The sequence below is a fragment of the Rhodospirillaceae bacterium genome (genome assembly GCA_016722635.1).
Classification (GTDB): Bacteria; Pseudomonadota; Alphaproteobacteria; order JAEUKQ01; family JAEUKQ01; genus JAEUKQ01.
This window is the reverse complement of the sequence record JADKIX010000010.1, coordinates 215,965-235,065: the sequence shown is the minus strand read 5'-3', so window position 1 is coordinate 235,065 and position 19,101 is coordinate 215,965. Positions and strand designations below refer to the sequence as shown.

Sequence of the window (19,101 nt, the reverse complement as noted above, 5' to 3'; positions counted from 1 at the left end):
GAAGCACTTAGGTTAAGCCTTATCTCTTATTGTTCTTGATTCCTCGCACGCGGGTCTAAAGCGCTTGTTTCTAAAGCATTTTCTGGCATGGGCAGGAAGACCGCTTGTTCTTCCAAAGGTTTGGGGGGTCGGCGGCCCATCCGGTACTTAATGAAGCCTACCAGGAATACAGAAACTACAGCAAGGTAAAGAAAAAAGCCCGATTCCCCTAAATTCCGCATTAACACCCCTGCCAATACTGGCCCTGAGGAAGCGCCAAGCGCCCAGGTCAACAGTAGCCCGCTATTCGCAGATACCATATTGCTTTTTTCAACATAAGTAAATGTGTGGGCTAAACATAGAGGATATAGGGTGGCAGCCATACCCCCAAATATCAAAGCAATAATTAATAAAATATGGAAGTAATAGGCGGAAATAAATGACCAGCTGAAAGCAAAAATACAAATAATACTGATACAAGCTGCAATCCATAACAATACTTGACGTCGGTTATAACGATCAGATAATTTCCCAATCGGCCATTGGATTAATAAGCCGCCGAGGATGGCAGAAAACATAAATAATGATTTCTCGAGCGTATCTAAGCCAGCTTTATCAGCAAAAATCGCCCCCATCCCGTAAAATCCGCCACTGAGCAACCCCGCCCCGATTGTGCCAACTATTCCCAAAGGCGACAACCGGTACAAACTTCGAAATGATAGGGGTTTAATTTGTTTGACATCAGGACTGGCGTTTTTTGTCAGAACAATCGGAATTAAGGAAACAACCACAATCAATCCGGCCAAACAAAATAATTCAATCCCCGTGGTCGGTTGCACATTGACCAACAATTGGCCAGAACCGCTGCCGAAATACGAAGTCACCATATACAAAGATAAAACCTGGCCACGATTATGGTTGGCGCTGCGTTCACTCAACCAACTTTCAATGATTGCAAAAAGCACGGCCATGGCAAAACCGTTCAGGCCGCGTAACATTCCCCAAGATATTGCTTCCGGCACTAAGCCATAAGCCAAAATCGCTGCCGCGACGGTTGCCGATAAGGCAGCAAAAGCCCTGACATGGCCGACATTGCTAATAATACGTTGGGCCATTCTGGCACCCAAGGCAAAACCAATGTAATAACAAGCCATGATCAGCCCGGAAACTTGTTCGGAATAATGCAAATCACTCATTTTGATTGGCAACACAATCCCCGCCAGCCCATTGCCAATAATCAGGATGCCAATACCAATTAACAAGGGGGCAATGGAGCGGATGAGATGCATTATTTAGTGCCTAATTTTTGTGAACAAAATCTTTTCATGGAATATGCAGGCTTTTTTTGTTTTTATAAGAAAATCCTTATTTATGCAAATAAGAAAATAAAGATAAGAAAGATCAAAACAAGCAATGGATAGTCCGAATCAATTTTAGCAATCACGCTATGCCTAAATAAAAAGCCCCGGCAAAATATCCGGGGCCATCCTATGGTTATAAAAAATGCTCCCCACTACCAATCAATGGGGAATAACAACTTAGCGTTTGCGGGGCTTCCACGTTTCGAAAGCCAATTGGGTGCTTCCCAAATACGCATATGTGCCATCAAAAGTTCGATCTGCATTAACCTTGTAAACGACCAACCCCGGCGGCAGATCATTGCCTCCCACCCATACAACGGCAAAAGAATCTCCCTGAAGTATACCCGTACCTACATATTGCTGATCGCCAACCGCCCAAGCAACTTTATAAGTTTGGCCTGACTTACTCACCGCTACGACAGCTTCGTATCTTCCTCCATCTGGATTCACGCCCGTTGCCTGATAACTTCCCTCAATGACCACATCAATTGGTAAAACCACGGAAATAGAGTTATCTTGAGCTGGGTTACTGGTTTGCCCATAACTAACCGAAGAAAATAAAAATCCACCTAAAACCATCATTAAGTTTAATTTTCTCATCTTTTTTTCCCTTAAAATATTATCCGCACCGTATAAAGATATCTTGATTATCCTACAATACCATTATTTGATTTAATACCACTATTTAATTTTTATTCGCTAGCCTGTTTATGCTCTAAAAAATTCAAGTCATGATAATCCGTAGGATGCAGAAAATTAATTTTTTACCTAACAATTGGTGGAATAGATGATCATCAAGCCCCAGGTTTCACTCCTCAAGAGAGGCTGGACAACAGGCAGCTGCGCCACAGCAGCTAGTAAGGCTGCATGTATAGCACTGTTCACGGGCGACTTTCCTGATCCGGTTTCCATACATTTGCCACGTGGCGGCCATACCGATTTTACGTTAGCTTATACCAGTAATAACCTTAATTATGCCCAAGCAGGGGTTATTAAAGACGCAGGCGATGATCCTGACGTGACCCATGGGGCGCTGATTGTATCAACCGTTAAATTGACCCCTAACCCAGAAATCATACAATTTATAGCGGGCAGAGGGGTTGGAACCGTCACAAAAGCAGGGTTACCCCTGGCCATCGGCGAACCCGCTATTAATCCGGTACCTAGAGCAATGATGACGGAGGAAATGAAACGAATTTTTCAGCAATATAATTATCACGGTGGAGCTGAAATTACAATTTCTGTTGATAACGGCTTGGAGCTGGCCAAACACACCTGGAACCCAAGATTAGGGATTATTGGTGGGATTTCCATATTGGGCACGACAGGGATTGTGATCCCCTTTAGTTGTGCCGCTTGGATTGCCTCTATCCACCAGGGGATTGATGTTTGCCGGGCCAATGATATTCAACACGCTTTTGCCTGCACCGGTAGCACTTCTGAAACGGGTGTGCGGCAATTATACAAGCCTGCGGATGAAGCCATGATTGATATGGGAGATTTTGCTGGTGGGATGTTAAAATATTTATCCCGCCACCCCATCCCAACGGTAACCATTGCAGGTGGTTTTGCTAAGATTTCCAAACTGGCGGCTGGATTTTTGGATTTACATTCCGGTCGCAGCCAAATTGATCGCCCCTATTTGGCAAAAACTCTGGGTCAATTAGGTGGTTCGTCAGTCTTGCAACAAAAGGCCCTAGAGGGTAACAGCGCCCTAGAAATTATGTTGGAGGCAGAAAAACATCAGCTTCCTTTAGCCAGTGCGGTGGCTAGCGATGCAAGGCAAATTGCATTGGATACGGCAAAACATCAAATGGATATCGAAATATTAATCTTTGATAGGCAAGCTCATTTAATTGGCAGATCCCCCTTACCTTCTTGAACCGTTATAAATATTTCTGCCCATTATTTTTTAGTATCCTCAGCACTTTCCCCATGCAAAAAATATTGCATTTATTTTTTCAATCCTTGACTTCGGCCTTCAGTATGTTATTTTTCAATCAAGACTAAAAAGGTCTTGATTATATGTGAAAGTTACTAGATATGATCCGACTTAGCCGATTGGCTGATTACGCCGTGGCGATTATGGGCCAAATAAGCTTATCCCCTCGTTCCATCTATAATTCCCAGGAATTAGCACATCTAACCAATTTACCGGAAACAACAGTTGCCAAAATTCTGACCTGTTTGCGTAAAAAAGATGTTTTAGCCTCCCATCGTGGTGTAAAAGGTGGGTATTGCCTAAATAAAAATATGTCAGACATTTCTTTGGCTGATATTATTACGGCTATTGATGGCCCTATTAGTTTAACTTTATGCGCTGATCATCTAAATATTCGCTGCTCTTTGGAAGATAGTTGTCAATCGCGTGCCAGTTGGCAAAAAATTAATCAGGCTATTCGGCAGATTTTTGCAGCGGTACCCTTGGCTGACCTTGTCCAAAAAGCGAAGCCGCCGGTTGCTTCGTCTTCAGCGGTTGTTTTTGAAATTTTTCAAGAACACCCTAAAATAAACGGGATAAAATTATGAAACAGGCGGATTTGAAAACCTTCCCCTCAGCCCCAAAAAATCTTAACCAATCCGTTGAATCGGTGATGGCAGAAAAATATAAATATGGTTTTATCACAGATATTGAAAGCGATACGGCGCCCAAAGGCCTGAATGAAGATATTGTTCGGTTCATTTCAGCAAAAAAAAATGAACCTTCTTGGTTGCTGGATTGGCGATTAAAAGCTTTTCGCTTTTGGCAAACCATGGTTGAACCCACTTGGGCAAAATTGAATTATAGCAAAATTGATTATCAAGACGCCCATTATTATTCCGCTCCCAAATCAAAACCCTCCTTACAAAGCATGGATGAGATTGATCCTAAAATCCGCCAAACCTATGAGAAACTAGGGATACCGCTGCATGAACAGCAGCAATTATCAGGGGTTGCAGTTGATGCGGTATTTGACAGCGTTTCCGTTGCAACCACTTTTCGGGAAGAGTTAGCCAAAGTCGGGGTTGTTTTTTGCTCCATTTCCGAAGCGGTACAAAAACACCCCGATTTAATCAAAAAATATTTAGGCAGTGTTGTCCCCTCTTCCGATAATTTTTATGCAACTTTAAATTCGGCCGTTTTTACCGACGGATCATTCGTATATATACCGCCGGGCGTACGTTGCCCGATGGAACTTTCCACTTATTTCCGTATTAATGCTGCTAAAACCGGCCAATTTGAACGCACCTTAATTATTGCTGATAAAAGCAGTTATGTCAGTTATTTGGAGGGATGCACCGCCCCCATGCGGGATGAACACCAATTGCATGCGGCGGTAGTTGAATTAATCGCTTTGGATGAAGCAGAAATCAAATATTCGACGGTGCAAAACTGGTACCCCGGCGATGAGCAAGGCAAAGGCGGTATTTATAATTTTGTTACCAAGCGTGGGGCTTGCCGCGGAATCCGTTCTAAAATATCTTGGACACAAGTGGAAACGGGGTCAGCTATTACTTGGAAATATCCCAGCTGTATTTTGCAAGGCGATTATTCGGTCGGCAAATTTTATTCCATTGCCTTAACTAATCACTATCAACAGGCCGATACAGGCACCAAGATGATCCATATCGGCAAAAATACTAAATCCACCATTATTTCCAAGGGAATTTCAGCAGGCAAAGCGCAAAATACTTACCGCGGCCTTGTCCGTATTCAGAATGCCGCAGATCAGGCGCGCAATTTCACGCAGTGCGATTCCTTATTGATTGGTCAAGCATGCGGGGCACACACCATCCCTTACATCGAAAACCGTAATGCCAGTTCTTATACCGAGCATGAAGCCACCACCTCAAAAATCAGTGAAGAGCAATTGTTTTATTGTCAACAACGTGGTTTTAGTGCAGAAGATGCAGTCTCGTTGATTGTGAATGGTTTTTGTAGACAGGTATTACAAGAATTGCCGATGGAGTTTGCGGTGGAGGCACAGAAATTATTAGGTCTTAGTTTAGAGGGTAGTGTTGGGTAATGACAGAAATCAAGGGAATAAAAATGCCAAACATATTGCTTGATATCCAAGATCTTCATGTCGAGCGGGATGATAAAAAAATTTTGAAAGGTGTGAATTTATCAATCCCAATCGGGGAAACCCATGCCATCATGGGGCCGAACGGCTCTGGGAAAAGCACCTTATCCTACGTGATCGCAGGGCACCCCAATTACCGCGTTACCAAAGGCAAAATTGACTATAAAGGCCAGGATTTACTGAGTATGCCAGTGGATGAACGGGCAAAAGCTGGTATATTCCTTGGTTTTCAGTATCCCATTGAAATTCCTGGCGTGCCAATTAATCATTTTCTGCGGTTAGCCTTTAATGCCAGCCGCCGCCATAGAGGCGAAAAGGAAATAGATGCTTTTGAGTTCCTAAAGTTATTAAAGCAATTACGTTTGCAATTAGGGATTTCCGAAGAAATGCTTGGCCGTTCCTTAAACACCGGTTTTTCGGGTGGCGAAAAAAAACGCCTGGAAATGCTGCAGATGCTTTTATTACAACCCGCCTTAGCTATCCTTGATGAGGCTGATTCCGGTCTTGATATCGATGCTTTGAAAATTGTCGCTGAAACGATCAACCAACAACGGCAACCTTTGCGTTCCATGATATTAATTACTCATTATCAACGATTGTTAAGCCATGTGTTGCCTGATAAAATCCATATCATGGCCAATGGGCGGATTGTCAAGTCCGGGACCAAAGAATTAGCATTGATGCTGGAAGAACAAGGATATGAAAAAGTCATGAAAATGAAGGCCGGGGGAATTGCCTAAATCACATGCCAAAAAATCCTTTATCACCGCAATCAAGATTACCTGACATCCCCCCTCCGTTATTAGATCAGAAGATGGCTTGGCTTGCAAATTTCCGCAAGCACGCCTTGGGTCAATTTAAAGAATTTGGCCTACCTTCAGCCAAGCTAGAGAAATGGCGTTATGTATCCACCAGTGTTTTGGAACATGCCTATGCAGCTGTAAGCCAGCAATCCCCAACCGCAACATCAGCAAACCCTGTATCTTTAGAAGATCAGCCCTTTTCTTCATTACATGCCGATTTTAATGGGATAGATTTAAAATTTATGACCTCCCCCAAAGAAAAGGGATTGCAGATCGAAACTTTATTTAAAGGGAATAAACTAAACCCGGCGCTTACAGAGAATATTTTTCAAGGATATTTAGGATCAATTGCCTCCACCCCAAGCAACAGCCTTTGCTTTTTAAACGGCGCAATTTTTACCAATGGTTTGCTTATTAAAATAGCTGCCGGGGTAAAATTGGATAAACCTATCCATCTATTTTTTCACCCCGCTTTTAACCTGATGGAATCTTGGCGCCATATTGTCGATATTGGGGATGAGGCAAGCGTTTCCCTGGTTTTTCACTGCCATCCTTTTTCTTCGTCACAAAATGTAAATAGTTGGCTCAATCAGGTGACCCATTATTTGGTGGGGAAAAACGCCCAATTATCCGTTTACACCAATTGGGACTTGTCCGGGTCCCAGCATATCGTCACGGACCATAATTTTGTTGATGTAAAAAAATCCGGTCGTTTTCATCATTTTTCTAAAATGAGCGGAACCGGCTTATGCCGTCAGGAGATCAAGGTAAATCTGACAGGCGACAGGGCTAGCTGTCATCTGCAAGGCATTCATATGACCCATGAAAGCCAACAGCATCACTATGTGACAGAAATTCATCATGAGGTTCCCGCAACCCTCAGCACCCAAAACTATAAAGGCGTCGCTCAACATTTATCGCCTGTAAAACCATCATCTGCAGCCCGCGCTTCTTTCCTGGGGTCTATCCATGTGCATCCACACGCTATTAAAACAGATGCTGCCCAATCTTATAAAGCGCTTTTATTGTCACCGACCGCTGCTGTCTTTAACAAACCGGAATTAGAAATATATGCGGATGACGTTAAATGCAGTCATGGGGCTGCAACCGGGATTGTTGATGAAACCATGGTTTTTTATTTGATGTCCCGGGGATTAAGCTACCAAATCGCTGTTGGAATAATTGTGAAGGGGTTTTTAGAAGATATTTTTAATCAAATTTCCTCAGCAGAAATCCGCAATATTTTTCTGGCCGATCCATTTATAAGGGAAATCACCAAATGATGAAGCCTGCCAGACCTCTACCAATCGATACTGTCTTTAAGCAATACAGGCAAGACTTTCCTATATTTCAGCATCGTTCAGCAAAACCGCTGGCCTTTCTCGATAGTGCGGCCAGCGCCCAAAAACCCCTGTCGGTTTTAAAACAAACCCAAGATTTTTATGCTTCTTCTTATGCCAATATTCACCGCGGCGTCTATGATTTAAGCGCCAAAGCCACCGAGGCTTTTGAAGCAGCGCGCCAAAAAGTGCAGCACTTTCTTAAAGCCGCCTCAATTGCTGAAATTATCTTTACCAGCGGCGCCACCGAAGCCATTAATTTAGTTGCTTATACCTACGGCGATGCTTTTTTAAAAGCGGGTGATGAAGTCATTGTTTCGCTATTAGAGCATCATTCAAACATTGTCCCTTGGCAATTATTGCAAACCCGTAAAAATATCGTCATTAAAGTGGCCCCCATGTTACCGGATGGCAGTTTTGATTTAGAAGGGTTTCGCAAATTATTGACCCCACGCACCAAAATGGTGGCGGTGGCCCATGTTTCCAATACTATCGGTACGGTTTTTCCCATACGGGAAATTGCCCGTCTTGCCCATCAAGCCGGGGCTGTTGTCCTGGTGGACGGGTGCCAAGCCGCACCCCATTTACCCATTAATGTTCAAGAACTCGACAGTGATTTTTACGTATTCACCGGTCATAAATTATATGGACCAACGGGCATAGGAATTTTGTACGGTAAAAAACAATTGCTTGAAAAAATGCCGCCTTTTTTGGGTGGTGGTCATATGATCAATACCGTTAGTTTTGAAAAAACCACCTTTGCCGCCCCACCAACCCGCTTTGAAGCTGGCACCTCGAACATAGCCGGTGCTATCGGTTTGGGATACGCGATTGATTATATGCAAAAGATCGGTTTGGATGCTATCCACCAATACGAAAAGCTTGTGCTGGATTACCTGTTACAACAATTAAAAAGCGTTGCTGGTCTTCGCGTCATCGGCCATCCCCAAGATCGCAGCCCGGTAGTATCTTTTGTGATGGACAGTGCCCATCCTCATGATATCGCAACTATTTTGGATCAGTATGGGGTGGCCGTACGGGCAGGGCATCATTGCGCCCAACCAGCCATGCAGTGGTTTGGTGTAACCGGGACAACAAGAGTTTCGCTGGGATTATACAATTCTATGGCTGATATTGATCAATTAATGACAGGTTTAAGGCAAGTGAAGAAAGTGTTTGGTTAAACATGCAGGCTTTGCAAGAATTATATCAGCAAATCATACTCGATCATAACCGTCATCCCCGGAATTATGGGAAGATGCACGGTCACAATCACGAGGCCAACGGTCATAATCCTTTATGTGGTGACCAGGTAACAATTTATTTGCATATCAATCATCAAGGTATCATCGATGATATGAGTTTTGAAGGCAAAGGCTGTGCCATTTCCGTGGCCTCAGCCTCCCTGATGACAGAAAAATTAAAGGGGAAAACCGCTGCTGAAGCCAAACTTTTATTTAGCCAGTTTCATGAATTGGTGACCGGGAAAATTGAGGAAGATTCACTAACTGAAGACGAATTAGATCATTTACAGCCGTTAACGGCTCTGGCAGGGGTACGTGAATTCCCGATGCGGGTCAAATGCGCTACCATGGCTTGGCATACGTTCCTATCTGCCATCGAATCCCATAATTCAGAACTTAATAAAAAGAAGGATTCGCGACGCAATGGTTGATCCTTTATTACCAGTAAAAACGACTTATGATTTAGAAGAATTGCAAAGAGGGGTGATTGCCGCCTTGCAAACGGTTTATGATCCCGAGATCCCCGTCAATATTTATGAACTGGGCCTTATTTATAAATGCGATGTTGAACCGGATGGCCATGTTCATATCGACATGACCCTAACCGCCCCTGGTTGCCCGGTCGCGGGTACGATGCCGGGGATGGTTGAACAAGCGGCGCGCCTGGTGCCAGGAATTCAGAGTGCGGTCGTTACATTGGTTTGGGATCCGCCCTGGGATAAATCCATGATGTCAGATGTAGCACGCTTAGAATTAGGTTGGATGTAACGGACACTATTTATAAAAATTTATAAACATACATCTTTAAAAGATGCGAGCCTGATGATATATTTAACGCACAAGCTTCTTCTTGAAAGCTTGGCCACAAAGGAAAGAATATGCAAAAGAATCCGCTTAGTTTAACCTCAACCGCAGCCGAACGTATTAAATTTCTGTTATCACAACAACCGGATGCCAGGGCATTACGCATCGGCGTGAAGACAAAAGGTTGTTCCGGGTTAAGTTATGCCATCGATTATGCTAATGCGCCGCAAGCTTTGGATATAGTGGTGACTGATCAGGAAGTCACGGTTTATATTGATGCCAAGGCATCCATGTATATTTTTGGAACCGAGATGGATTACGTGACCGAAAACATGAAATCAGGTTTCGTTTTTCGCAACCCCAATGAAAAAGGCCGTTGCGGTTGTGGCGAGTCCTTTCACGTATAAGAAATTGTCTTAAGCCAGATCAAATAGCAGTCATGGATGACGTTGCGAACAACCTAATAGATAGCTATTTCTATATTTATAATAGGGCAGCTTAACCCTTTCCTTATGCCCATAATATCTTTATTCATAGCCTATATGCTACGAAAACGCATGCCACGCTGATTCTGATATCAGTATCCTAAAAAAACAGTGATGGCTGGGTTACCCGCGAATTTCGCCTTATGCCTTATTCTTAGGCCCGAATTAACATTCGTCACCCCCCACCATGTTTTCTCATCCTACTCATCAAACATTACAAAACCATTGTGTGAATTTATCTTATGTTCCTGGTTTCTTCTCTCGGCTTTTGCAAATGAGCAGATGAAAACGAAAATACGTAAGATAAAAAGGTTTAAATAAATCTTTCCTATATCAAAACATCGAAGGTGTTTGGGATTGGCATCAAGGTTAAAACTTGGTTTTTCCGTATATAAGAGAATTTTTGAAAAAAATATAACCGTTAACTTTTTGTTTACCTTTCACAATTAATAATGGTTTCAACAAGAACCGAACCAACTAAAAAAACCGCCCCGCTAAACAACAACGTAAATGGAGATACCAATGAACAATTTTCGCAAACTTCTTTTCATCAGCGTAAGCTTACTTGCAACACCAGCAGCTCTTGCCCAAAGTGGCGATTGCGTACTTTTATCCTATCAAAACATGGATAAGCCAAATTGTAAGTCTTTAGAAACGGAAGGCAGTTTATTTATTTTCACAGGCAGAGAAAAAGGATTATACGAACCAACCGATCTACAAACAGAACGCTTTGGATTGCCCCTTACAAACAAGCCAGAAGTTGCAGAATTACCTAAAACAGCAGCCAATCCCGTAACTGTTGGAACTTCTGTTTCCACTTCCGTACCTGCCGGAGTACCAAATCCCGTAACTGTCGGCACCTCTGTTTCCACTTCCGTACCTGCCGGAGTGCCAAATCCCGTAACTGTCGGCACCTCTATCTCCACTTCCGTGCCTGCCGGAGTACCAAATCCCGTAACTGTCGGCACCTCTATCTCCACTTCCGTACCTGCCGGAGTGCCAAATCCCGTAACTGTCGGCACCTCTATCTCCACTTCCGTACCTGCCGGAGTGCCAAATCCCGTAACTGTCGGCACCTCTATCTCCACTTCCGTACCTGCCGGAGTGCCAAATCCCATAACTGTCGGCACCTCTATCTCCACTTCCGTACCTGCCGGAGCGCAAAGCGAAACTTCTATTTCAGAAGACACCCTTATCTTAGAGTTACGGCGTGAAGATGCCAAGACCACTTATTTCAGCGTTTCTTATGCTCAGTCTGCTGACGGTAACTTCACCGTTAGTCAAGGGGATTTTAAGGAAGGGCAGTCTTCATCTGACAGGTTTGTTGGAAGTGCTATCGAGCGTGCAGCAGCTGACAATAACCCAGATCCCGATAACGAGGATGATAATGATAACGAGGATGATAATGATAACGAGGATGATAATGATAACGAGGATGATAATGATAACTAGTGATAGACGACTAGTGATAGTGTGCGTATGACAAAAATATAAAATAATACTATCACCTAAAAAAGCAGACATACCACTACTTAAGGGTCAGGAACGCGCAAGGTTCCTGACCCTATTTTTTATCAGCCGATGGAAACTTTAAGAAGAAATCCAGACCGTTTATTGAAATACGAGGCTATACCATCTAAGGGTTAGTGTTTAGCGTTTTTATACCAGTATTTCAGCTGCTTTAAAAGCTGCTGATGGTTGCCTCCATTGAAGCGCCATTCGCATTCCTTGAGAAACCAGTAAAAACTCTACTGCTTGATACCATTAAATTGGCGCATATGGCGTTTGGCCTGGTTCCAGAAATTCTCGATCCCGTTGATGGGGTTTTGTTTATTGGCAAACAGTTCCGAGTGGTTCATGCGCATGTGATGAAAGTCCGAGACATCGAGCGCGTTGTAAGACCGGAAGGTATCGGTATAAACGATACTATCCGGGCCGGACAACTCAAAGCTTTGTTGCTTGCCGCCAATCAACTGCCGCAATCGCATGTAAAATGCCGTGGCTGTCTTGACGTTCACGCCCACAACCTCTGAGGCTGCACGGGCCGTCGCTCCAACAACAAAATGCTCGATCAACTTCCCTTGCTGGCGCGCCCTTAAACAACTCTTTCTCTCATACATATTTCCATCCTAGCATCCCTGCTTAGATGGTATAGCCCCTAGAATTTTAAATGCTGACGCGCTTTCGGCAATAAAAAACAAATGCCTGCAATCAACAAAGCGACAGATCCCATCACCCCAACGGCTATGAGAAGCAGCAAAACAATATAAGATTTTCTCGTTGTTGGGGAACGGATGTTCCACAAAGCGGCCCAGGCAACCAATAGGGGAAGCAAAATTATTCCCACCAAATTGCCCGCTGCCTCTGGCGTATAAACAGGCTGGTTAAACTTATTTTGCGCCAATTTATAGATAGCACTTTTAATACCATTCCAAAAACCGTGAGACGATAAACTTGTATCTAAAGCCAGTATCATGACTGCTATTAAAACACATGATAAAACAATGTGAATATAACAAAAAACTCGGGCGGCTTTTAAAGATATTGGCAAAGTTTTACTTTCTACCATATTTTAATCCTCCTTAAGCAACCATGCGGTCACCTGATAGCCAGCTCAATAACAAACAAAAATCATTACTATTTTTGTTTGTTGCTTGATTATTTACACCAAACTCATTATGAGTTCAAGATGCTTGGATATCTAACGATGTCCCCATCGTCTAGAGGCCTAGGACGCTGCCCTCTCACGGCGGTAACAGGGGTTCGAATCCCCTTGGGGACGCCAGTTCTGCTGAATCAGCAGCATTTCTTTTCTGCTCCAAGACAAGTAACATGTAAATATTCCCTATTCTGTTGACTTGAATTTGGCGCTGGCAACCCTTTATTCATCCCAAACCTTGCAAGCTTTGGATGGCATGGAAAAAATGGAATGACTATGAGCTAACCAACCCTAAAAACCCCTTCACTTGCTCCTTGGTGGTGGTAAAGGATGTAACCAGACGAATGACAGCGCCTTTGTCATCTTTCTGCCAATCATAGAACTTGGTGCCTTGGGCTTGCAAGTAATCAATCAAAGCTTGCGGCAGCCATACAAACACTTCATTGGCTTCAACCGGATATAGTAGTTTAACCGACGGGTTTTTCTGTAATCCCACCGCTAACAATTTAGCCATTTGGTTAGCATGGCCCGCATATTTATCCCACACTCCTTTTTGCCAGTAAGTTTGCAATTGGCAACTTACGAAACGCATTTTTGAAATAATATGGCCTGATCTTTTTAAGCGGTATTCAAACCCTTGGGCTAAATCTTTTTTGAAAAAAACAATTGCCTCCGCCCCCATCACCCCAGCTTTGGTTGTTCCTAAACTTAATACATCCACCCCTGCTTTCCAGGTCATATCCGCTGGACTGCATTTCAAATAAGCCAAGGCATTGGCAAAACGCGATCCATCCATATGCAAAGATAATCCATGTTCTTGCGTAAGCTTAGCGATTGCTGCAATTTCGGCTGGTGTATAAACAGTCCCGGCCTCCGTTGCCTGTGTCATGCTGACAGCCGCTGGCTGCACATGGTGCTTAACACCCTTGCCAGCATTTTTTAAGCTGTTGTTTAAAGTTTCCGGCCCAAACTTACCATTATGACCAGGTAGCAATACCAATTTGGCGCCGCCTGTGAAAAATTCGGGCGCACCACATTCATCCATATGGATATGGGCTTGTTCATGGCAATAAATCGCCCCGTAAGGTGGGGTAAGATTTGCCAATGCCAAGGCATTTGCAGCTGTCCCTGAAATAACGGGGAAAACCAAAACCTCATGGTTGAAAAAATCTGCCAATTGCCCTTGCAGTTTTTTAGTCACCTCATCATCACCGTAAGAAGTATCGGTTGAACGTTGGTTTTCCTGAATAATAGATTGTAAAACTTCGGGGATGATCCCGCTGACATTATCACTGCGAAAATCATGTATAAGCTTTGCCATGACTAATCCTTATAAAAAACTGTACCTGCAAATCCCTACCATAATATGGGGCAAAAGGCATGAGATTATTTTATCATTCCTTATCCTTTAAAAACTCTATAGTAATAAATAAGAAAAATTCTTAAATCACCCCTTTACTGTCGATAGTGAAATTTTTGCGGATGTTATCTTTACGTTTTCTGGTTCCGAGCGATATTCGCTTGGTTTTTCGTAACCAACAATACCGCCGTTATTTTTTTGGGTATGCGGCCACCCTGCTTGGGAATTGGATCCAACGCACCGGCATCGGGTTAACCGCGTGGGATCTGACCCATTCTGAATTTTTCTTAGGGTTGGTGGCTTTTTCGGAATTGATCCCAACCTTTTTTTTTGGGCTGATCGGCGGCGCCATCGGTGACCGTATGTCAACCAAGAAACTAGTGGCCATTAGCCAAATCATGCTGATGATGCAATCATTGTTTTTAGTGGCCAGCATGTATGGGAATTTTCTAACCCCCGGGCTTATTATGGCGGTGATGTGCTTTCAAGGAACCGTCTTCTCTTTTTTACAGCCAGCTGCCGCCCTTATCCCGCCAGCCTTGGTTGAGCAACAACAAATTCCAACTGCTATTGCCATTTCCACCATGATGTTTAACCTATCCCGTTTTTTAGGGCCTTTGATTGCCATCCCCATCATTGCCTACATCGGCATGGAAGGATTATTTATCGCTAATAGTTTAAGCTTACTTTGGTATTTATTGTGTTTGCGTGGTTTAAGGATTAATCAGGAAGCATCCCTTGCAGCCACTGAAAAAACCAATTTATGGCAACAAATTATGGAAGGGGCAAAATACAGTTTTCGCCACCCTCATATTTCAGCCTCCCTATTGATCGTGTTAGTTGGAACCTTGTTAGCAAGGCCCGTAATTGATATGTTCCCGGCTTTTTCCGACAAGATTTTCCACAGCGCCCATTATGGATTTAGCTGGTTATTGGCTTGTATGGGGGTAGGCGCTTTCCTATCCGGTTTCTTTTTATCGCAGTTTGCCAAAAAATACATATTGCAAATTCCAACCTTAAGCCTCACCCTGATAGGGATTAGCCTGGCAGGTTTTGTCAGTAGTTCCCATTTATGGCTAAGTTGTTTCTTTAGTGCAATCCTGGGCTTTAGCTTCGTCATGAATGGTATCGGCAGCCTGATGGTCATCCAAAGCCACGTGCGAGGTGATATGCGCAGCCGCGCCGTCAGCATGTATTACCTGGCTTTCCGGGGCGGGCTGGCGGCTGGAGGTGCCTTGCTTGGTTGGCTTTCGGAAATGCTTGGCCTACAATTGATTTTTGCCATCACAGGCTTGATTTGTGGATTTGCAGGAATTGCCCTGTTATATAGGAAACGTTCCAACCTGCCCTAAAGCAAAACTTGTTTACTTGGGTTTATTGATGAATTGCCAATCGCCAATAACACGGCCATCTGCCGGATTAATAATGACAAGTTGGGGGCAAGCGGATGTCCCCGATACCGACAATACGACCAAACCCCCGACCGGGGTCATATTGGTCGGGCGACAATCCCCTGGCATTTCAACCAAACGATGATATATTTCGGTGGTGGTTGAAGTGCTGCTGTTAAAGCCGCCAGCAATCGTGTAAATAATCAAAATAACCGCCGCAATGATCAGAACACTCATTCCGACAATCGTTATTTTCAGTGTTTTCATGGATGTATCCTTTTTGAATAGAACGAACCCTGTAGTGTATTGACAAAATGGCAGAAAATTTCAAGGACTTTCGTAATTTTCAGATAACGGTTGACATTGCCGACGGCGGTGAACGGTTGGATCGTTGGTTAAGTAAAATGTTGGCTGATTTTTCCCGCAGCCGGATCAAAGATTTGATTGAGCAGGGTTATGTTCAAGAAAACAGCGGCGTTTTTAAAATAACCCCCGCTTTTAAAGTGCGTCCGGCCCAAACCTTCCATATCCAAATCCCGCAACCCACCGCTGCTTTACCCATCGCCCAAGCCCTGCCTTTAGATATCTTGTATGAAGATGAAGATTTGCTGGTGATCAACAAGCAGGCCGGCCTTACGGTTCACCCCGCCCCCGGCAACCCTGACCATACTTTGGTGAATGCCTTGCTTGCCCATTGTGGCAGTTCTTTATCGGGGATTGGCGGCGTGAAACGCCCAGGCATTGTCCACCGTTTGGATAAAGATACCAGTGGCCTGATGGTTATCGCCAAAAACGATAAAACCCACCAACCTTTGTCCCAGGCATTTGCGGACCGCCAGATCAAGCGGGAATATTTGGCAGTGGTTTGGGGGATCATCCAACCGACCCAAGGGCGGATTGAAGGAAATATCGGCAGGCATCCGATTAACCGCAAAAAAATGGCCGTCGTCCAAAAAGGCGGGAAAAGCGCTGCAACAAATTATGCGTTGATCCAACCCATCAGGCGCGTTGCAAGCCTGGTTAAATGTCGGCTTGAAACCGGGCGCACTCACCAAATTAGGGTGCATTTGTCACATTTTGGCTGCCCGATCGTAGGCGATCCTGTTTATACCAGCTTAACTGCCGCCCGGAAGCAACAATTAAGCGAGGCCACCCTTGATTATTTCCACCGTTTTTCCCGCCAAGCCCTGCATGCGTTCAGCCTGGGCTTTACCCATCCCCAAACCAACCAATATCTATATTGGGAAAGGGATTTGCCAGCAGATATGATAACCCTAATTGAGTATCTGCAGCAATTTCCTACAAATCAAAAATAAATTTTTCTCTACTATTGTTGTTGGCTAGAATATACTATCTCTATAGTGCGATTAGAACAGGTATGTATTTTAAGGAGTGTCATGAATGGCCCAAACCGCTCAGCTTCCCGTTCTTAGTGGAGAGAGTGGCCTTGCAAGATATATGCAGGAAATTAGAAAGTTTCCTGTCCTAGAGGCTGATCAAGAGTACATGCTGGCCAAACGTTGGCAAGAGCATGCGGATCTCCAAGCCGCCCAACAGCTAGTAACCAGTCATTTACGACTGGTTGCGAAGGTAGCTTCAGGCTATCGGGGCTATGGCTTGCCGTTGAGTGAGCTGATTTCCGAAGGTAATATCGGCATGATGCAGGCGGTGAAGAAATTTGAACCGGATCGCGGGTTTCGTTTGGCGACCTATGCCATCTGGTGGATCCGCGCTTCCATTCAGGAATATATCCTGCATTCTTGGTCTTTGGTCAAAATTGGGACGACTGCCGCCCAAAAGAAGTTGTTTTTCAATTTACGCAAAGTCAAAAATAAATTGCAATTGATGGAAGATGGCGATATGGCGCCCGACAATGTGGCAGAAATTGCCAAACAATTGCAAGTGTCTAATCAAGAAGTGATTGACATGAACCGACGCCTTTCCCACGGGGATTTTTCTTTAAATGCCACTGTGAAAGAAGATGGCGAAGGGGAATGGCAAGATTGGTTGGTAGATTCAAGCGCTAGTCAAGAAACAACGTTAGGCGAACGTCAAGAAACCCAGCAACGGCGCCACTTGGTATCAGCTGCTTTCAAGTTGCTGAAGCCGAGAGAGCGGGAAATTTTAATTGAACGTCGACTTAAGGATGAACCCGCAACTTTAGACGATCTTAGCAAAAAATACGGCATCAGCCGAGAGCGCGTCCGGCAAATCGAAGGCAGGGCCTTTGAAAAAATTCAAAAATCCATCCAATCCCAAGTGAACTCGTTAACCCTTGTTCCTAAGCAGTTGCAAGTTTTACCCAAACCACGTTCAGTACGCGGGAAATGAAAACGGATCCTGGCGAACAATCACATCTTGGCGTTCAGGACTAGTTGATATCAACATAACGGGTACACCTAATAAATCCTCTAATGCTTGGATATATTGCTTGGCCGCCGGGGGCAGTTGTTGCCAATCTTTAAGACCCTTCAATGAGGTTTTCCACCCCGGAAATTCCCGGTAAAGTGGGATAGCCCGTTGTTGTAATGAAGGTGAAGCTGGCAAATAATGATACAACTGTCCGTCAATATGATAGCCAACTCCTACTTTAATTTTTTCAAATTCGTCAAGCACATCCAACTTGGTGATCACCAAAGCTTTTGCACCGCTTAAACGGATGGCTTGCTTGACAAGTACAGAATCAAACCAGCCACATCGGCGTTTTCGGCCCGTGACGGTACCGAATTCATGGCCTTTTTCTCCTAATTTTTCGCCGTCTTTCCCTACATCCTCGGTTGGGAAGGGTCCGTTACCAACCCTGGTGGTATAGGCTTTAATAATACCCGTTACCAAAGTTGGTTGATAAAATCCTGCCCCGCTAAAAGCCTGTCCCGTCAATGTGTTTGATGAGGTAACATAAGGATAAGTGCCATGATCAACGTCAAGCAATGCCCCCTGGGCACCTTCAAATAAAATATGATGTTTTTTCTGCTGATGTTGTTCTAAAAGTAAGGAAATAGGCTGAAGGAAAGGTGTTAAGCGCTTTGATAACAGGCACAATTGTGCAAACAGCTCTTCTTCTTTAACTTCAGGCATCCCTAAACCCCGGCGCAAGGGATGGTGATGGGCTAACAGGTTCTTAAGGCGTTGCCTTAAGAAATCAGGTTCCTGTAAATCGGTCATGCGGATGGCGCGCCTGCCCACCTTGTCTTCATAAGCCGGCCCTATTCCTCGACCGGTTGTCCCGATCTTTTGTCCCTCTTGTTGCTGTTCCCGCCAACGGTCAAGTTCCGCATGTAACGGCAAAATCAAACAAGCATTTTCAGCAATTGCTAAATTTGCGGGTGATATTTTAATTCCCCTTGCGATCAACGCATCCATTTCTTTAAATAACGCCCAGGGATCAACGACCACGCCATTACCAATGACCGCCAATTTTTCAGGCCGGACTATCGATGAAGGCAATAGGCTGAGTTTAAAGACCTGCGACCCAATGACCAAGGTGTGACCAGCATTGTGGCCACCTTGGAAACGCACCACCATCTGGGCTTGTTCTGCCAAATAATCGATGATTTTACCCTTTCCCTCATCACCCCATTGCAAGCCTAAAACAACAATATTTGTCATGA

Annotated in this window: 19 protein-coding genes, 1 tRNA gene and 1 pseudogene; 14 read left to right on the top strand and 7 right to left on the bottom strand. The window is 44.2% G+C overall.

Features of this window, described 5'->3' with window-relative positions; all coding sequences use genetic code 11:
• Positions 1 to 26: 26 nt before the first annotated feature.
• Both IPP67_05355 and IPP67_05350 read right to left on the bottom strand, forming a co-directional pair.
• Positions 27 to 1,268 carry an MFS transporter gene (locus tag IPP67_05355; protein ID MBL0338595.1) on the bottom strand — a complete coding sequence of 414 codons (1,242 nt, stop codon included), beginning with the start codon at positions 1,266 to 1,268 and terminating at the stop codon, positions 27 to 29.
• Positions 1,269 to 1,517: 249 nt separating this feature from the next.
• A complete protein-coding gene (locus IPP67_05350) occupies positions 1,518 to 1,940 on the bottom strand; it encodes a hypothetical protein (GenBank protein MBL0338594.1) in 423 nt (140 codons plus the stop codon).
• Between the two features lie 187 nt (positions 1,941 to 2,127).
• On the opposite strand from IPP67_05350, the gene IPP67_05345 reads away from it, so the two are divergent.
• From IPP67_05345 to IPP67_05300, 10 genes are all read left to right on the top strand, one after another.
• Positions 2,128 to 3,222 (top strand): cobalt-precorrin-5B (C(1))-methyltransferase, encoded by a 1,095-nt coding sequence (locus IPP67_05345; GenBank protein MBL0338593.1) that lies wholly within the window; start codon positions 2,128 to 2,130, stop codon positions 3,220 to 3,222.
• A gap of 161 nt (positions 3,223 to 3,383) precedes the next feature.
• A complete protein-coding gene (locus tag IPP67_05340) occupies positions 3,384 to 3,869 on the top strand; it encodes an SUF system Fe-S cluster assembly regulator (GenBank protein ID MBL0338592.1) in 486 nt (161 codons plus the stop codon).
• Positions 3,866 to 5,347: a Fe-S cluster assembly protein SufB gene (gene sufB / locus IPP67_05335; GenBank protein ID MBL0338591.1), complete on the top strand. Its 1,482-nt coding sequence runs from the start codon at positions 3,866 to 3,868 to the stop codon at positions 5,345 to 5,347. The genes IPP67_05340 and sufB overlap by 4 nt, the downstream gene beginning before the upstream one ends.
• Before the next feature lie 35 nt (positions 5,348 to 5,382).
• Entirely contained in the window at positions 5,383 to 6,144 is a 762-nt protein-coding gene (gene sufC, locus IPP67_05330) for a Fe-S cluster assembly ATPase SufC (protein ID MBL0338590.1), read from the top strand.
• Positions 6,145 to 6,149: 5 nt separating this feature from the next.
• The gene (locus tag IPP67_05325; protein MBL0338589.1) at positions 6,150 to 7,490 is read left to right on the top strand and encodes a SufD family Fe-S cluster assembly protein; all 1,341 of its coding nucleotides are present in this window, start codon (positions 6,150 to 6,152) and stop codon (positions 7,488 to 7,490) included.
• Entirely contained in the window at positions 7,487 to 8,731 is a 1,245-nt protein-coding gene (locus IPP67_05320; protein ID MBL0338588.1) for a cysteine desulfurase, read from the top strand. Before IPP67_05325 ends, IPP67_05320 begins: the two co-directional genes overlap by 4 nt.
• Positions 8,732 to 8,733: 2 nt before the next feature.
• Positions 8,734 to 9,222 (top strand): SUF system NifU family Fe-S cluster assembly protein, encoded by a 489-nt coding sequence (locus tag IPP67_05315; protein ID MBL0338587.1) that lies wholly within the window; start codon positions 8,734 to 8,736, stop codon positions 9,220 to 9,222.
• Positions 9,215 to 9,559 carry an SUF system Fe-S cluster assembly protein gene (locus tag IPP67_05310; GenBank protein ID MBL0338586.1) on the top strand — a complete coding sequence of 115 codons (345 nt, stop codon included), beginning with the start codon at positions 9,215 to 9,217 and terminating at the stop codon, positions 9,557 to 9,559. Before IPP67_05315 ends, IPP67_05310 begins: the two co-directional genes overlap by 8 nt.
• A gap of 110 nt (positions 9,560 to 9,669) precedes the next feature.
• Complete coding sequence (locus IPP67_05305) at positions 9,670 to 10,002, top strand: iron-sulfur cluster assembly accessory protein (protein MBL0338585.1); 333 nt, start codon at positions 9,670 to 9,672, stop codon at positions 10,000 to 10,002.
• A gap of 600 nt (positions 10,003 to 10,602) precedes the next feature.
• The gene (locus IPP67_05300) at positions 10,603 to 11,532 is read left to right on the top strand and encodes a hypothetical protein (GenBank protein MBL0338584.1); all 930 of its coding nucleotides are present in this window, start codon (positions 10,603 to 10,605) and stop codon (positions 11,530 to 11,532) included.
• 191 nt (positions 11,533 to 11,723) lie between these two features.
• Here IPP67_05300 and IPP67_05295 read toward each other — a convergent pair.
• A pseudogene (locus IPP67_05295) lies at positions 11,724 to 12,200 on the bottom strand (transposase).
• A gap of 38 nt (positions 12,201 to 12,238) precedes the next feature.
• A complete protein-coding gene (locus tag IPP67_05290; GenBank protein MBL0338583.1) occupies positions 12,239 to 12,649 on the bottom strand; it encodes a hypothetical protein in 411 nt (136 codons plus the stop codon).
• Positions 12,650 to 12,789: 140 nt separating this feature from the next.
• Between IPP67_05290 and IPP67_05285 the strand changes: the two genes are divergently transcribed.
• Positions 12,790 to 12,865 (top strand) — tRNA-Glu (locus IPP67_05285).
• A gap of 148 nt (positions 12,866 to 13,013) precedes the next feature.
• On the opposite strand, the gene IPP67_05280 is transcribed toward IPP67_05285, so the two are convergent.
• Complete coding sequence (locus IPP67_05280) at positions 13,014 to 14,060, bottom strand: low specificity L-threonine aldolase (protein ID MBL0338582.1); 1,047 nt, start codon at positions 14,058 to 14,060, stop codon at positions 13,014 to 13,016.
• Between the two features lie 161 nt (positions 14,061 to 14,221).
• Here IPP67_05280 and IPP67_05275 point away from each other — a divergent pair, with 161 nt between their 5' ends.
• Positions 14,222 to 15,451 carry an MFS transporter gene (locus tag IPP67_05275; GenBank protein ID MBL0338581.1) on the top strand — a complete coding sequence of 410 codons (1,230 nt, stop codon included), beginning with the start codon at positions 14,222 to 14,224 and terminating at the stop codon, positions 15,449 to 15,451.
• 12 nt (positions 15,452 to 15,463) lie between these two features.
• Here the strand turns inward: IPP67_05275 and IPP67_05270 are convergent, their stop codons facing one another.
• Positions 15,464 to 15,757 (bottom strand): hypothetical protein, encoded by a 294-nt coding sequence (locus IPP67_05270; protein MBL0338580.1) that lies wholly within the window; start codon positions 15,755 to 15,757, stop codon positions 15,464 to 15,466.
• A gap of 47 nt (positions 15,758 to 15,804) precedes the next feature.
• Between IPP67_05270 and IPP67_05265 the strand changes: the two genes are divergently transcribed.
• Both IPP67_05265 and rpoH read left to right on the top strand, forming a co-directional pair.
• Positions 15,805 to 16,806 (top strand): RluA family pseudouridine synthase, encoded by a 1,002-nt coding sequence (locus tag IPP67_05265; GenBank protein ID MBL0338579.1) that lies wholly within the window; start codon positions 15,805 to 15,807, stop codon positions 16,804 to 16,806.
• Positions 16,807 to 16,891: 85 nt separating this feature from the next.
• The gene (gene rpoH, locus IPP67_05260) at positions 16,892 to 17,821 is read left to right on the top strand and encodes an RNA polymerase sigma factor RpoH (protein MBL0338578.1); all 930 of its coding nucleotides are present in this window, start codon (positions 16,892 to 16,894) and stop codon (positions 17,819 to 17,821) included.
• Here rpoH and IPP67_05255 read toward each other — a convergent pair.
• On the bottom strand, positions 17,804 to 19,099 hold the full coding sequence (locus tag IPP67_05255) for an adenylosuccinate synthase (protein ID MBL0338577.1): 1,296 nt from the start codon (positions 19,097 to 19,099) through the stop codon (positions 17,804 to 17,806). The two genes, rpoH and IPP67_05255, sit on opposite strands and share 18 nt — an antisense overlap.
• Positions 19,100 to 19,101 lie beyond the last annotated feature (2 nt).

Excerpts from the sequence above, each read along its gene's own strand:
- IPP67_05355 (MBL0338595.1), bottom strand. The coding sequence starts at position 1,268 with ATGCATCTCATCCGCTCCATTGCCCCCTTGTTAATTGGTATTGGCATC.
- IPP67_05350 (MBL0338594.1), bottom strand. The coding sequence starts at position 1,940 with ATGAGAAAATTAAACTTAATGATGGTTTTAGGTGGATTTTTATTTTCT.
- IPP67_05345 (MBL0338593.1), top strand. The coding sequence starts at position 2,128 with ATGATCATCAAGCCCCAGGTTTCACTCCTCAAGAGAGGCTGGACAACA.
- IPP67_05340 (MBL0338592.1), top strand. The coding sequence starts at position 3,384 with ATGATCCGACTTAGCCGATTGGCTGATTACGCCGTGGCGATTATGGGC.
- sufB (MBL0338591.1), top strand. The coding sequence starts at position 3,866 with ATGAAACAGGCGGATTTGAAAACCTTCCCCTCAGCCCCAAAAAATCTT.
- IPP67_05325 (MBL0338589.1), top strand. The coding sequence starts at position 6,150 with ATGCCAAAAAATCCTTTATCACCGCAATCAAGATTACCTGACATCCCC.
- IPP67_05320 (MBL0338588.1), top strand. The coding sequence starts at position 7,487 with ATGATGAAGCCTGCCAGACCTCTACCAATCGATACTGTCTTTAAGCAA.
- IPP67_05315 (MBL0338587.1), top strand. The coding sequence starts at position 8,734 with ATGCAGGCTTTGCAAGAATTATATCAGCAAATCATACTCGATCATAAC.
- IPP67_05310 (MBL0338586.1), top strand. The coding sequence starts at position 9,215 with ATGGTTGATCCTTTATTACCAGTAAAAACGACTTATGATTTAGAAGAA.
- IPP67_05305 (MBL0338585.1), top strand. The coding sequence starts at position 9,670 with ATGCAAAAGAATCCGCTTAGTTTAACCTCAACCGCAGCCGAACGTATT.
- IPP67_05300 (MBL0338584.1), top strand. The coding sequence starts at position 10,603 with ATGAACAATTTTCGCAAACTTCTTTTCATCAGCGTAAGCTTACTTGCA.
- IPP67_05290 (MBL0338583.1), bottom strand. The coding sequence starts at position 12,649 with ATGGTAGAAAGTAAAACTTTGCCAATATCTTTAAAAGCCGCCCGAGTT.
- IPP67_05280 (MBL0338582.1), bottom strand. The coding sequence starts at position 14,060 with ATGGCAAAGCTTATACATGATTTTCGCAGTGATAATGTCAGCGGGATC.
- IPP67_05275 (MBL0338581.1), top strand. The coding sequence starts at position 14,222 with ATGTTATCTTTACGTTTTCTGGTTCCGAGCGATATTCGCTTGGTTTTT.
- IPP67_05270 (MBL0338580.1), bottom strand. The coding sequence starts at position 15,757 with ATGAAAACACTGAAAATAACGATTGTCGGAATGAGTGTTCTGATCATT.
- IPP67_05265 (MBL0338579.1), top strand. The coding sequence starts at position 15,805 with ATGGCAGAAAATTTCAAGGACTTTCGTAATTTTCAGATAACGGTTGAC.
- rpoH (MBL0338578.1), top strand. The coding sequence starts at position 16,892 with ATGGCCCAAACCGCTCAGCTTCCCGTTCTTAGTGGAGAGAGTGGCCTT.
- IPP67_05255 (MBL0338577.1), bottom strand. The coding sequence starts at position 19,099 with ATGACAAATATTGTTGTTTTAGGCTTGCAATGGGGTGATGAGGGAAAG.